The organism is Brachybacterium sp. Marseille-Q7125, assembly GCF_023062615.1.
In the GTDB taxonomy this organism is placed as follows: Bacteria; Actinomycetota; Actinomycetes; order Actinomycetales; family Dermabacteraceae; genus Brachybacterium.
In genome coordinates this window covers 1-12,905 of record NZ_JALLAL010000005.1, presented here as the reverse complement: position 1 = coordinate 12,905, position 12,905 = coordinate 1, and the positions used below count along the sequence as shown (strand labels likewise).

Here is a 12,905-nt window from a genome sequence, read left to right as displayed (position 1 = left end):
GCCCCGGCCTCAGGCCTCCCGCCGCCCCGCGGCCAGGTCCAGCAGATGCCCCACCACGTGCGCGCCGCCGTGCCGCAGCCCGTTGTGCTCGTATTCGCTGGTGATCCACGGCGTCAGCCGGGGCAGCAGCGCAGCGGTGGCCAGGGAGAACTCACGCGGCACGTAGGCGTCGTCGTAGTAGACGGCCGCGGCGCCGGGCACCTCGCACCCCCGCAGCGCCTCCTCGTCATACAGCCGCGGCCACTCATGCTCGGCCAGCACATCTGCGACCTCCGCCCAGACGGCCAGCTCCGGGTCCTCGGTGAACAGGTCGCGGTGCACATGCTCGCCGCCCAGGAGGGTGGGGTCCTCGGCGACCTCGCGCGGCTTCGTCCGGTCGGCGGCCCAGCGGGTGGCGAAACCGTCGGCCCAGCAGGATTCGTGCAGCACCGCGTAGATGGGGTTGCGGCCAGAGAACGGTAGGGCGGCGGCGAGGTCATGCGCGAAGGCCGGGGCCTCGGGGTCGAGCTCCAGCAGGTGATGCAGGCGCTCCGCCCCACCGGTGCCGCCCAGCATGAGGCCCAGGCGGCGCAGCCGTTCCACGCCCACGCGCTGCCCGTCCGGCAGGCGCAGCTGCCCGGCCTCGGCCCGATCGGCGAGGGCACGGAAACGGTCGCGGTCGCCGGGGAAGCGCGCCCAGTACCGCTCGGACCGGGCGATCATGCCGCGCCACGTCGTCGTATACACGTCATCAAGCTGCTGTCCGAGCGCGGGAATCCCGCCGGTGAACAGGGCCTTCTCCACGCTTTCACCGTGCGCAGACAGGTAGCGCAGGGTAGTGAAGCCGCCGAAGGACTGGCCCAGCAGCGACCACTTCTCCACGCCGAGGGCCTCGCGCAGCAGCTCGGCGTCGCGCGCGATCGCATCGGCCCTGAAGTGCGTGAGGTACTCAGCGGCCTCGCGGGCGCTGCGGCCCTCGAGGATCTGCGGGCCGACGGGGGTGGAGCGGCCGGTGCCGCGCTGGTCGAGCATGATCACGCGGTGCTCGCGCAGCGCCCGTGCCAGCCATGGCACGGCGCCGATCGACCCTACGCGCGGCGCTTCGGAGCCGGGCCCGCCCTGCAGGTAGACGAGGTACGGCTTGTCGTCGGCCCCCGGTTCGGCGACAATCCGGGCGAACACGGAGATCTGCTCGCCGCCTGGCCGGTCGTGGTCCAGGGGGACGTCGAGGGTGAGGTCGGTGAGCTCGAGGCCGGGCACGGTCCAGGTGGTGCGCTGCATGTCAGGTCTCCTCTCGGGTGGTCACCCCGGGGAAGAACTGCCAGTCGAAGGTGTGGAGCTCGCCGGGGCGGTCGGTGCGGTCGGTGGCGCGCTCGATGAGCACCGCGGAGATGCGGGCGAACACGTCTTTCACGCCGTAGTAGCTGATGGGACCGAGGTATTGGGAGGCTTCGGGGACGTCGCCGATGGAGATGAGCTCGAGGTCCTCGGGGACGCGCAGCCCGGCGCGCTCAGCAGCGAGCTGGAGGGAGACGGCCTGGAAGGCGGTGAAGCAGACGACGGCGCTGGGGCGCTGCGGGCCATCGAGCCAGTCGACGCTGACCTGGTAGGTGCCGCGCCCTGTCGCAGGGGCGACGGTGACGAGGTCTTCGACGGGCCCGTCGTCGGCGTCGCGGGCGGCGTTGAGGAAGGCGGTAGTGCGGGGGTGGGCGAGGCTGCCGCCGGGACGGTCGAGCAGTTCGGGGGCGAGGAGGTGGACGACGTCGTGGCGGGCGCGCAGGCGGCGGTAGGCCTCGCCGATGGCGGTCGAGGGGCTGGAGGCGATGACGTCGAAGCCGTCGGGCTGCATGCGCACGCTGAAGGCGACGATCCCGGATTGGGTGGAGCTGGCGAGGCGGCGCACCTGGTCGGGGCCGTCGGGGAGGAAGTCGATGGAGGTGACCAGGGCGGCGTCGGCGCTGGCCCCCAGGAGGTACTGGTACCAGCGTTCGTCGGCGAGCAGAAGGGTGGAGAGGTCATGGGGGAGGGCGTCCTCGCGGACTTGGTGGGCGAGCTGCAGGCCCCAGGGGTCTTCGACGTCGCCGAGGGCGAGGACGATGCCGCCGCCGCGGCCGGTGCGCATGGCCTGGGCGTGGCGGTTGGGGACGTAGCCGAGGGCCTGGGCGGCGGCGCGGACCTTCTTCTTGGTCTCGGCGGAGCCGGCGGAGCGGGAGCCGCCGCGCCCGGAGAGGACGAAGCTCGCGGTGGCCGGAGAGACTCCGGCAGCGCGGGCCACTTCGGCGAGGGTGACGGGGCTGCGCGGCATGCGTGCGGTGACCTCCTCCTCGCGGGACAGCTGCGCTGATCCTACTGGCCACATCGGCCTGGACCGATAGGTCAGCTCCCGCAGCTGCGTTCCGGCTATGCTCCCGGCCACAATCCCCAAGTGTGAGGAGGCGCAATGAGCGTCGACGAGAAGTTCGAGAACACGAGCGACAAGATGGGCGGCAAGATCAAGGAGGGCCTGGGCAAGCTGACCGGCGATAAGCAGACCGAGGCCGAGGGCAAGACCGATCAGGGCAAGGCCGATGCGCGCGGCAAGGTGCAGGACGCCCGCGATTCCGTGAAGGGCGCGGCGAAGAGCCTGTTCGGCGACGACACAAAGAACTGACGCCTGCGTCGACGGCGGCAGCTGGCGCACGGAGCGCCGGAACCTGCGGCGGCCTCCCTGGGTGGGGAGGCCGCCGTTGTCGCGTCTGGGTGGGTCGTGGCGGTGAGCGCGTGGGCGCTGCTGGTGGGGCCGATCAGCGCGGAGGCGTTCGGGCAGCTGGGGCCGATGCCGGAGGCTGCGGCGGCGGAGCTGTTCGCGCGCGGCGCGGGGGAGGCGCCGAGGATCCTCGGTGTCGCGTGAGCAGGCGACCGCGACTGGACGCGCCCCTTCTGTGGCGGCATGGCGTGGGCCAAACGGCACGCCGACCCCGGAGGGGCTTCCCTGGGAAAGTTATCCACAATTTTGGGGAGTTGGCTGACGCGGTGGAGCAGGGTCGCTACCGTGGCCGTGTTCCAGGACACACACAGGGAGCTCTCCTCATGACCCGACGCCTCTTCGCCGCCACGGCATCCGCTGTGCTTATCCTCGGCCTCGCCGCCTGCGACGACGGCAAAGGCCCGGTGACCACCCCGCCCCCGGATCTCGGCTTCGAGCCCCAGACCAGTGACGGCGGGGGCGACGAGAGCGGCGCAAGCGACGGCGGGGGCGACGCCGGGGCCAGCGACGAGGGAGAAACTCGGGCGGCCCCCGACATTCCGGCGCCCGACCCAGAAGATTTCCCAGGGATGGATAAGCACACACATTCCGGAGCAGTGGAGGCATTCCGCTACTACATCGCGATGGTGTATTGGAGTCATCAGGATGGCTCCACCAGCAAGCTCAATAATCTTCACTCCGAAGATTGCAGTGGATGCGATGACCTCATCGACCAGGTCGAGATCAGCATCGACAAGGATTACGACTGGAGCCCGGTACCCATCACGACCGAGAGTGCCGAGCACTACAAGTCAGAAAATTACGAGATTGAGGTTGGGTATATATACATCGTCGGCGAGCACTCCATCGCAACCCCTGACGGCAAGGTGCACAATATCGCCGAGGAGAAGTACACTTCCCTTGGCGGAATGACATGGTCCAACGGCTCGTGGCTCGTAAACGAAATTCAGATAACCGAAACCCAGGCGGGAGCGTGATCGGCGATGCGCACCCACCACAGACTACGCAGCTGGTACCGTGCCGCCATTCTTAGTTTGACACTTCTACTAGCCGCCCTCCTGGCCCAAACCCACGCCATCGCCGACGGCTCAGACCCCTTAGATGGTGTTAAAACATCTCCACAAGACAGCGAGAATAGGCCACCAGCTTTTGCCGCATCAATCGATATCATAGAGACCCGACAGTCCCAAATCGGCGCCGACACAACCGGTAACGTCAGGACGAGAACCCAGTTGTCACACATAGTGACCACTTGGTCCGTGATCGAGGACCCGGGCAACATCGAGTGTGCGACGGGGGCTGGGCATCGGATCTCGTGTGCGCCTCCGACGAACAGCTGCCACGAGGGAAGTGGGGCGTCCACGGACTATCGAGTTAGCGGGGATGACGTCTTCACGTTGACTGCTGGAGTCAAGCGTGCCGGTGGGGCTCCTCGGGAGGGTTCCACGGTTCGCGGCACGCAGATCAACCGGAAAGAGAACACGGTGACGGACCTGGGCTGGGACTGCGTCCGCCCAGGCGCCCCCGAGGCAGGCAGCCCCGCGGCACAGATCGTGATCACAGCCGAGGACTTCGCCGAACTCCCCGTCAAAGCCCCCGCCGCCCACGCCGGCCCTGAGCGCGGCTGGCTGCCGGTGAACATGGTCAACGTCCTGCACACCGACGCCGACACCCAGGAGCTGGAGACCGAGCTGCTCGGCACCCCGGTGCGGATCCGCGCCGTCCCGGTCGAGTTCCACTGGGACCTAGGCGACGGCAACACCATCACCACCACCGATCCCGGCAAGCCCTTCCCGTCGGAGCGCATCTCCTCCGAGTACCGGTTTGAGGGCTGGTACGACATCACCCTCACCACCACCTTCACCGGACAGTTCTCCGTCGACGGCGGCGAATGGCAGGACATCGAGGGCAGCATCGAGATCGAATCCGATCCCGTCGAGCTGTTCGCAAAGTCGCTCGAGTCCCGCCTCGTCAACGGCAGCACCACCGATGACGAGGAGGATGAGGACGAGGAAGAACCCTGGATCCCCGAGCGCACCCCCGACACCGAAGGCCCCATCGACCCCGAAGCCCACCACCGGAGGGTCTGAACAAGCACCGGTGCGACGCACGCGGTGCACGGCATGCCCGCGCCTTGCCACTCCGCCTCCCCCAGGACGGACGAGGACACCGACCGCGCCGCGCGGCGAGAAGGAGTAACACTCGCCCGGCATGCCAACGCCGGCCTCCCCCGCTACCGGGACCCCGGCCGCACGCCGCGTCGCTGCGCACGCAGCCACGACAGCAGCCCGGCGGGCGCGTGGACCGCCACGCTGCCGCTCAGCTTCCCCTCGCGATAGTCCTTCAAGAAGCCTTTGCCCCTGCTCATGCAAAGTACTTGGTGCATCGGCGAGCGTCAGCGCGCAGCAGACGGCCGCGGTTCCACGAGGTTCGCTCCGCCCCATTCATCCTCAGGCATGTCATCCACCGGAATGGAAGGGATCCCGATTGGCGCATCGGCCGCGGGCTCCTCAGCCGCGGGCAGCCCCAGCACCGCGAGCTCGGAGGCGCTGCTTCCACACAGAACATGTTCGGTGCAAAACGTCTGCGTGATCAGCTTCGGATCCAGAGGGGGCGCTGGAGGGTTCACCGGCGGAAAGGCCTCCGCGGGCCTGTCGCCAGGGCAGCTCCTGGTGGGTCATCGCGCTGAGCTGCCTGCCGCTGAGGTGGCCGTATTCCTCGATCACCAGGTCCAGCAGCCGGTCGGTGAAGGGATCCAGCTCTGGGACCGTCACGCTGCGCGGGTCTCGGGCCTCAGCGGTGTCGCGGGACTTCCAGATAGAGGGCAGCACGGGGCCGTGAGCCACCGCACGGTTGCGGATAACCGCGATACTGGCAGCCACCACCCCCCCCCCCCCCAAGGCCCCGCCACCATGACCATCGCTCCCCCGCGCACGATCGCCCTCACCGACAAGTCCTTCCCGCCCGCCGCCGCGGGCCTGCCCGCAGCCCACCTGGACCTCGAGCTCGCGGAGTTCTCCACGCCGCTGCTGGTGCTGGATGGCCCGGCGCTCGCGCACAACATCGCCCTCATGCAGAGCTGGTGCGATGAGCGCGGCCTGGAGCTGATGCCGCATGGGAAGACGACGATGTCCCCGGTGCTGTGGGAGCGGCAGTTGCGGGCGGGCGCGTCGGGCATCACGGCGGCGACGGGCTGGCAGGCGCTAGTGGCGCTCACGTCGGGGGTGCCGGTGGTGCAGCTGGCGAACACGTGCGCGGACCCGCAGCAGCTGCGGGCGCTCGGCGCGCATCTGGTCGCGCACCCGGAGCAGGAGCTCGTGGTCTGGGCGGACAGCCCGGAGACGATCGACCTGCTGGAGGATCATCTTCCGGCGGAGGCGCGGGTCGGGGTGCTCACGGAGCTGGGGGCCGACGGGGCACGCACCGGTGCCCGCAGCGTCGAGCAGGCACGCGACCTCGCCCACCGCGTTGCCGTCTCACCGGTGCTGACGCTGCGCGGCGCCGCCGGCTACGAGGGCGCGCTCGCCCATGACCTCACCACAGAGTCGCTGGACCGGATCACGCGCTACCTGGCAGATCTGGCGCGCCTGGCGGAGCTGATCGCCCCAGATATCGACGGCTCCACCTGGGTTTCGGCGGGCGGCAGCGCCTACCCGGACCTGGTGGCGGAGGCGTTCGCGCCGCTCACGGGCCACCGTCGGATCCTGCGCTGCGGCACGTACATCACGCACGACGACGGCTTCTACAGCTCCGTCTCACCCCTGGATCCGCGCCGCACCGACCCGGCACAGGAGAGCCTCCGCCCGGCGATGAGCGTCTTCGCGCGTGTCGTCTCCGCCCCGGAGCCGGGGCTCACGCTGCTGGATGCGGGCCGGCGCGACGTCCCCTTCGATGACGGACTGCCGATCCCCCGCGCGGTCGCCCGCACGCTCGGCGGGCCTGAGGAGGCTCTCGCCGGGGAGATCACGGCGCTAAACGACCAGCACGCCTTCCTGCACACAGCCGACGGCCCGCAGCTACGCGTCGGCGATGTGGTGCGCCTGGGCATCTCGCACCCGTGCACGGCGTTCGACCGCTGGCGGCTGATCCCCGTCGTCGATGAGAACGGACGCGTGCGGGAGGCTGTGGAGACGCTGTTCTGAGAGAGATCGCCAGCGGGTACGGCAGCCCGTCGCTCACGGACAGAGCGCCCCGAGCGGGAAAGTCACGACATCATCACCGATAGGTGCGGTGAATCCGGTTCCGGTGATCACAGCCATGAACGCGGGCGGCTGCGGGGCATCGATCTGCGCGACCGCTCGCCGCAACGACTCAGCGGCTTCAATAGCACGCCTGCCGCCGAGCTTGATCTCTACGGCTGCCCAGCCTCGACCGGGGAGCTCCAGCACGGCATCGATCTCATGCCCGTTGGAGTCGCGGTAGTGGGACAGGCGCCCGCCCATTGCTTCGACCATCACGGTGAGGTCGTGAATGACAGCGGACTCGAAGAGGAACCCGAGGGTCGCGGGATCAGCAGTCAGATCGGCGGGGTCCGCGTCCAGCGCGGCGATCGCGAGTGCCGGGTCGGCCATGTGGATCTTCGGGGTAGTGCGCAGGCGAGCCCGTGAGCGGAGCTTGGTGGCGAACGGCGGGATTAGCTCGACGATGAACAGTCGCCCGAGGAGTTCGACATAGCTGGACACGGTCTCGAGCCGGATGTCAGGAGCCACGGCCCTCGTGTCCGCCAGAAGCGCCGAGTAGCTCAGTTCCGCACCTGTCATGCGGGCGATAGACCGCAGCAGCTGGCTCAGCACGGCGGGCTTTTGCCGAATCCTGCCAAGGCGCGGGAGGTCCGCTCTTGCCACTTCTTCGAGGTAACCGCGCAGGAGAGTCTGTTGGCGCTCGAGAGTCAGCTCGGTCATCGCAGGGAACCCAGAAGTGCTGAGGTTGTCCACCACGCTCTGCAGGCTGGGGGTGCTGGGATCGGGCACCATGGCCTCTCCGGCGAACAGCCCTTCCAGGGGCACAGCAGAGGTGCTCGCGCCGCGCTCATACCAGGTCATGGTGCGTTCGCGCAGTCGCAGGAAGCGTCCGGCGCCGGTGTGGCGGGAGATGTCGTCTGCCGGAACAGCGGAACCGGTGAGGATAAACCGGCCCGGGGCCGATGCAGCATCCACGGCACGGCGCACCATGTTCCACAGCTGGGGTGCCAGCTGCCATTCATCCAGGAGGCGAGGCGCCTCTCCCGCGAGCAGAGCTTGTGGATCGCTGTCGATGAAGAACTGGGCCCCTGGGCTGTCCAGCTGCACGAGGGACTTGGCGTGGTGCAGTCCCGTCATGGTCTTACCGCAGGCTCTCGGTCCTTCGATGACCACCGCGCCCGCAGTCCGAAGCAGCTCAGTGACTTGCCGATCGATGATCCGCGGCTCGTAGCGTCTGCCCAGTACAGCGTAGGTATCCACGCAACCATCGTAACGCTAACCGGAAGAATGCAGGCCCTCTAACCGGAACTTTGCAGGACTCCTAAGCGGACGATTGCAGGACTGCCAACCGGAAAACTGCAGACCCCCTCACCGCCCCTGCACCGCCGCGACGATCCTCCCCACCGCCTCGCGGAGCACGGGGTGCGGCATGGCGGTGATCAGCCGGATGCACCCTGCCCCGATCTCCCCGCAGGCGAGCCCGTCGGTGCAGGCCACGCCCGCCTTTTCGCGCAGGAACTGGGCGGGCCCGCCGGGCAGGTCGTAGGCGCTCAGGTCGATCCACGCCACGTAGGTGCCTTCGGCGTGGGTGATGCGCGCGAGCGGCAGCCCCTGCTCGATCGTCTCGATGGTGAGGTCGCGCCCGCGCTCCAGGTACCGCGCGATCCCGTCGATCCACTCCTGCCCGTCGCGGTACGCGGCGATGGTGCCGGCGATCCCCAGGGCCGACGGCCGCTCCTTCAACTCCGGCGCGAGAGCCTCCCACCGCTGCCGATGCGCCGCGCTGCTGAGGATCATCTGCGCGCACATCAGCCCGGGAATGTTGAACGCCTTGGACGCGGCGGTGAGCGTGATGGTGTGCTGCGCCGTCGCGTCGCTGAGGGAGGCGTAGGGCAGGTAGCGCCGACCATCCAGGGTCAGCGGCGCCCAGATTTCATCGGCCAGGACGGTGCCGCCGGCGGCCTCGACCACCTGGGCGACCTGTTCGAGCTCGCGGCGGTCGAAGACGCGGCCGGTGGGGTTGTGCGGGCTGCACAGCACGAGCACCTGGCCGCCCGCATCGAAGGCCCGGGCAATGCCGTCCAGGTCGTTGACGTGCCGCTCCCCCTCCCACCGCATCGGCACCTCGATGACCTCCCGGCCGTGGAGCCGCGCGAGCGACAGGAACGGCATGTACGCCGGGGTGGGGATGATGATCGCGCCATCGGCGGGCAGCAGGTGGTCGAGCGCGGCGCGGTAGCCGGCCAGCACGCTCGGCAGCCCCTGCACCCAGCCGGGGTCGACGTCCCAGCCGTAACCAGCTTGCTTCTGCGCGGTCGCCTCGCGCAGCGCGGCGAGCTTGTGCGGCGGGAGGTAGGCGAGCAGGCCCTCATCGGCCGCCGCGTGAACCGCGTCGATCACCGCGGGGGCGGTGCCGAAGTCCGCTTCGGCGACGAACGCGCCGATCGCCCCATCGGGCAGGCTCCACTTCATGGCGCCTCGTGTGCGCAGGTCATCCAGGGTGATGGCATCCAGGGCCGACGGGTCGGTGGGCGGGGTGCGAGGCTCGGACATGGATCCATCGTGCCGTATGGGTGGGGGCCGACGGGGGCAGGTCTCTCACCGGGCTGTGGGCGTATCACCGTCGTCGACGGGAAGGCCGAGCTCGGCACTCGTGCACTTATCCTCCGGCGGCTGCGCGATGAGCTCACGCAGGTGCTCCCCGCTGTAGCCGCGGCCGTCCATCCCCTTGACCCCAGCGATCAGGGCTGGAACCTCCGCCGCCGACACCCGAGTGGCAGTCCAGTCATCATGAACTGGACGGGCCACGTCCTCAAGGGCAAGCGAGAGAAGCTCGAGGCGATTCGCCAGCGCCCGGAAGCGCAGCGCACCGGCGTCTACATCCTGCTGGGCGATGACCCGGAGGATCCCTCACGCCGACTGGGGTATATCGGGCAGAGCGACAACATCGCCACCCGCCTGTACGAGCATGAGCGCAAGAAGGACTTTTGGACCGAGGTTCTGCTGATCACCAGCAAGGATGCAAACATCACGAGCGCGCATGCTCGCTACCTGGAGTCACGGTTGATCGCCCTGGCAGAGTCGATCGGCCGGGTGCCGCTGGTGAACGGAAACCGGCCGACGGGTGGGGCGGATCTACCGGAGGCCGATGCCTCGGACATGCAGTACTTCATTGAGCAGGTGAAGGTGATCCTGCCGGTGCTCGGCGTGGATCTCTTTCGCGGTCGCGCGACGCGGCCGGTCTCGTCCCCGGCCTCGACCGCTCCGCAACTGCCGATGGAGGAGTCTCCGGCGCCGAAGCCCGAAGAGTCGCCGGTCTTCCGCCTGCTCCAGCCCAAGCGGGGCATCGATGCCCGGGCGCAGGTGATCGACGGCGAGTTCACGGTCCTGACCGGCTCCACCGTCGCGGCGAAGGTGGGCACACCGCGCCGCGTGAGCACCTCGACGGAGCGCCAGCTCGAGGCACGGCGAGCTCAGCATGAGGCGCTGCTCGAGGATGGTTCGATCAAGCGTTTGACCGATGGCACCGCCCGGCTCACCCGCGACGTCGTCTTCTCTTCGCCGTCGCAGGCGGGGGCGGTGGTGCTGGGGCGGGTGTCGCTCAATGGCCGCACCGCATGGATCACCGACGACGGGCGGACGTTCGCGGCGTGGGAGGAGTGAGGGGCGGGGTGCCCCTCAGCGGGAGGTCTGCCTCAGCAGCTCTAAGACGGCATCCCGCAGACGCGTGTCCTGGACATCGAGCCCGGCGTGGACCTCGCGCAGCGGGACATCGGTCTGGAGCACGTGTGCCGCACGGTCCCGACCACCAAGGCTCACGAACACCCGCGAGTAGTCGGGGGTCGCAAGTGGTTCGGGCATCGTCGCATTCTCGGCCACAGCCGACGGCCCGAAGGGTATACGCATATCGTCGAAGCCTTCCGGCCGCTGAAGCTCCACGATCCACTCCCAGGTCCCGACGAACCTGGTGCTCACCGCAAGGACCGGGCCATCGTCGAGCACCTCGTTCAGCTGCGCCATGAGAACGCCGCGCGCGAACGACCGCAGGTTCGCCTTGAGGACCTGCAGCATCGCGCGACCGTCCGCGAACTGCCGCCGCGCGTGCTCCGCGACAAGCTCGGCGAACTCATCAGCCGCCCTGTCCTGCGGCCGGTAGGCATACCGGGCGCTCTCCCCCGTCTCACACATCGTGAGGAGGAAGTCCAGTTGGTCGTCGGCGTTCACGGCGGCGGGTCCTTCCACGAAGTGGTGGTGCATCTGACGGATGAAGAACAGCTGCTCCGGGTGAGAGCGCTGCCAGGCGCGGTCATGCTGGACCAAGGAGCTCACGTCGGAGACGAGGTCGTCGTAGGTGATGACGATGGCGTTCTCCCAGCCGTCGTGTAGGAGGTGTTGTTCGTGCTGCCCGCACAGCAGCACCACCGCGGAGTCTCGCTCCCCCGCGGCAGCGAACTGCTGGTAGCGGGTGAAGCCGTGGCCGTGTCCGTCGGACGTGCCGTAGTTCTCGATGACGACGGCAGCCCCGGGCTGGAGGAGGACGATGTCTGCGATATCCATCCCGGCCGAGGCCGCGATCTCATCCGGCGTGCGGGTGTCCACCTCCTGTCGTACGCGATACCCGGTGAGCGGGAGCGCGGAACGATCCGGGCGCTGGGCGTTCACGCGCCGAAGGAACCGCTCCTGGATCCGGCCACCGAGCTCATGCGTGCCCACAGGATCCAGCAGCCATGCGAAGACGTTCGAGAGCTGCTTCTCGTGGGTGCCGTGACGCATCACGCGGAAGATGTTGAACTCCTCCGCGAGGCTGCGTGACAGCGACGGGAGCAGTCCCGTCACCATCGAGTCCCAGTGAACGCCGGGGGTGGTCATGGGGAGAGGGTAGCTGACGGTCACACGCCGAACGCCGGGTTGGTGCGATCCCGGTTCCTCCAACCGGTGTACTCCGGCGGCTTCGGGTAGCTGATCCCCTCACGACGGAAACGGCGCTTCGCTGCGCTCTTCAGTCGCTCATTGCAGTCCCTGGAACACACATGCCGTTCGCTGAGCCGCCAGGGTGTGCCGGGCTCGATCTCACCGTCACAGCGCACGCAGCGGTCACCGGCTGCAGCACGTCCGGCGGGGTGCTTCAGCGCAGCCCGAAGCCAGCCGTAATAGTCCTCTCCGCACGCCGTAGCTGCTCGCGCCTGATCGAGCACGTAGCTCGGCAGGCTGCTGGCCTGCGCGACCACGCGCTGCGCCCGAATTGCGGCCTCCAGCTCTTCCTCGCCGACCTCCAGATGCTGGTGGAACTCGTCCTCGGTCCAGATCTCGATGGGCTGCCCCTTCTCGGCGAGCGCCATGGCCTTCGCGAGTTTGGTGGACATCGTGGCCCCCGGGCGCAGTGTGGCGGGGTCGAGGTCTCCGGTGACGACGATGGTGGTTTTCTTCGTGACCCCGCTCTGCGCGATCCCGCCGAATCGCTCAACCAGCGCCTCCGCTTCGGACCGCGTGGACATGAACAGTTTGCCGGTGAATACGACCGTTTCCCCGGCCATGACGTCGCTCGCGCTGAGCGCGGAGAAATCACCGGTGGAACGGAGTGCCCCACCTCCGGGGGCGACGCCAGGCACAGCAGTCGCTCCGAGCTGCGCCAGCGAGGTGGCCCCGCGGCGCTTCGCGAGGGCGAGCACGATGCGTGCAGCCTGGAGCGCATCAGCAGCTGCGTCGTGGTGGGGGAGCACGGGCAGGTCAAGCGCTCGAGCCACGAACGGAAGTCTGTACGAGCCGAGCGTCAGTTCGCGGCGCGCCATGGTGTGGATCGCCCCGGGGATGATGGAGGCAGTGAAGCCACGGAAAGGACTTCCCTGTCATGCCTGCACCACGCAAGTACCCCGACGAGCTGCGTGAGCGAGCGGTTCGTATGGTTCTCGATGCGCTCGAAGACGACCCCGGCTCCCAGCGCGGAGTCTTCCGCCGGGTCGGCGAGCAACTCGGAGTCAACTCCGAAACGCTGCGCGGCT

At 68.7% G+C, this 12,905-nt stretch carries 12 protein-coding genes; 6 read left to right on the top strand and 6 right to left on the bottom strand.

The window, feature by feature from the left end; genetic code table 11:
- Positions 1-9: 9 nt before the first annotated feature.
- Together MU407_RS02465 and MU407_RS02460 are read right to left on the bottom strand one after the other, a co-directional pair.
- The gene (locus MU407_RS02465; RefSeq protein WP_246955041.1) at positions 10-1,260 is read right to left on the bottom strand and encodes an alpha/beta fold hydrolase; all 1,251 of its coding nucleotides are present in this window, start codon (positions 1,258-1,260) and stop codon (positions 10-12) included.
- 1 nt (position 1,261) lies between these two features.
- Positions 1,262-2,284 (bottom strand): LacI family DNA-binding transcriptional regulator, encoded by a 1,023-nt coding sequence (locus MU407_RS02460; protein WP_246955039.1) that lies wholly within the window; start codon positions 2,282-2,284, stop codon positions 1,262-1,264.
- A gap of 135 nt (positions 2,285-2,419) precedes the next feature.
- Here MU407_RS02460 and MU407_RS02455 point away from each other — a divergent pair, with 135 nt between their 5' ends.
- From MU407_RS02455 to MU407_RS14300, 5 genes are all read left to right on the top strand, one after another.
- Complete coding sequence (locus MU407_RS02455) at positions 2,420-2,629, top strand: CsbD family protein (RefSeq protein WP_102236720.1); 210 nt, start codon at positions 2,420-2,422, stop codon at positions 2,627-2,629.
- Between the two features lie 96 nt (positions 2,630-2,725).
- The gene (locus MU407_RS02450) at positions 2,726-2,869 is read left to right on the top strand and encodes a hypothetical protein (protein WP_158239449.1); all 144 of its coding nucleotides are present in this window, start codon (positions 2,726-2,728) and stop codon (positions 2,867-2,869) included.
- Between the two features lie 179 nt (positions 2,870-3,048).
- Positions 3,049-3,702: a DUF6318 family protein gene (locus MU407_RS02445; RefSeq protein WP_246955037.1), complete on the top strand. Its 654-nt coding sequence runs from the start codon at positions 3,049-3,051 to the stop codon at positions 3,700-3,702.
- A gap of 507 nt (positions 3,703-4,209) precedes the next feature.
- The gene (locus tag MU407_RS02440) at positions 4,210-4,815 is read left to right on the top strand and encodes a hypothetical protein (RefSeq protein ID WP_246955034.1); all 606 of its coding nucleotides are present in this window, start codon (positions 4,210-4,212) and stop codon (positions 4,813-4,815) included.
- A gap of 822 nt (positions 4,816-5,637) precedes the next feature.
- The gene (locus tag MU407_RS14300) at positions 5,638-6,867 is read left to right on the top strand and encodes an amino acid deaminase (RefSeq protein WP_281507554.1); all 1,230 of its coding nucleotides are present in this window, start codon (positions 5,638-5,640) and stop codon (positions 6,865-6,867) included.
- 33 nt (positions 6,868-6,900) lie between these two features.
- On the opposite strand, the gene MU407_RS02425 is transcribed toward MU407_RS14300, so the two are convergent.
- Complete coding sequence (locus MU407_RS02425) at positions 6,901-8,166, bottom strand: DUF4143 domain-containing protein (protein WP_246955031.1); 1,266 nt, start codon at positions 8,164-8,166, stop codon at positions 6,901-6,903.
- Positions 8,167-8,274: 108 nt separating this feature from the next.
- Positions 8,275-9,459 carry an aminotransferase class I/II-fold pyridoxal phosphate-dependent enzyme gene (locus MU407_RS02420; protein WP_246955028.1) on the bottom strand — a complete coding sequence of 395 codons (1,185 nt, stop codon included), beginning with the start codon at positions 9,457-9,459 and terminating at the stop codon, positions 8,275-8,277.
- A gap of 237 nt (positions 9,460-9,696) precedes the next feature.
- Here MU407_RS02420 and MU407_RS02415 point away from each other — a divergent pair, with 237 nt between their 5' ends.
- A complete protein-coding gene (locus tag MU407_RS02415) occupies positions 9,697-10,569 on the top strand; it encodes a GIY-YIG nuclease family protein (protein ID WP_246955025.1) in 873 nt (290 codons plus the stop codon).
- A 15-nt stretch (positions 10,570-10,584) separates the two neighbouring features.
- Here the strand turns inward: MU407_RS02415 and MU407_RS02410 are convergent, their stop codons facing one another.
- Together MU407_RS02410 and MU407_RS02405 are read right to left on the bottom strand one after the other, a co-directional pair.
- Positions 10,585-11,775: a PD-(D/E)XK nuclease family protein gene (locus MU407_RS02410; RefSeq protein WP_246955022.1), complete on the bottom strand. Its 1,191-nt coding sequence runs from the start codon at positions 11,773-11,775 to the stop codon at positions 10,585-10,587.
- A 20-nt stretch (positions 11,776-11,795) separates the two neighbouring features.
- Complete coding sequence (locus MU407_RS02405; RefSeq protein WP_246955019.1) at positions 11,796-12,650, bottom strand: BRCT domain-containing protein; 855 nt, start codon at positions 12,648-12,650, stop codon at positions 11,796-11,798.
- Positions 12,651-12,905 lie beyond the last annotated feature (255 nt).

What these genes read in the sequence shown, in the direction of transcription:
- MU407_RS02445 (WP_246955037.1), top strand. Translation starts at nt 3,049, where the DNA reads ATGACCCGACGCCTCTTCGCCGCCACGGCATCCGCTGTGCTTATCCTC.
- MU407_RS02420 (WP_246955028.1), bottom strand. Translation starts at nt 9,459, where the DNA reads ATGTCCGAGCCTCGCACCCCGCCCACCGACCCGTCGGCCCTGGATGCC.
- MU407_RS14300 (WP_281507554.1), top strand. Translation starts at nt 5,638, where the DNA reads ATGACCATCGCTCCCCCGCGCACGATCGCCCTCACCGACAAGTCCTTC.
- MU407_RS02415 (WP_246955025.1), top strand. Translation starts at nt 9,697, where the DNA reads ATGAACTGGACGGGCCACGTCCTCAAGGGCAAGCGAGAGAAGCTCGAG.
- MU407_RS02410 (WP_246955022.1), bottom strand. Translation starts at nt 11,775, where the DNA reads ATGACCACCCCCGGCGTTCACTGGGACTCGATGGTGACGGGACTGCTC.
- MU407_RS02460 (WP_246955039.1), bottom strand. Translation starts at nt 2,284, where the DNA reads ATGCCGCGCAGCCCCGTCACCCTCGCCGAAGTGGCCCGCGCTGCCGGA.
- MU407_RS02465 (WP_246955041.1), bottom strand. Translation starts at nt 1,260, where the DNA reads ATGCAGCGCACCACCTGGACCGTGCCCGGCCTCGAGCTCACCGACCTC.
- MU407_RS02455 (WP_102236720.1), top strand. Translation starts at nt 2,420, where the DNA reads ATGAGCGTCGACGAGAAGTTCGAGAACACGAGCGACAAGATGGGCGGC.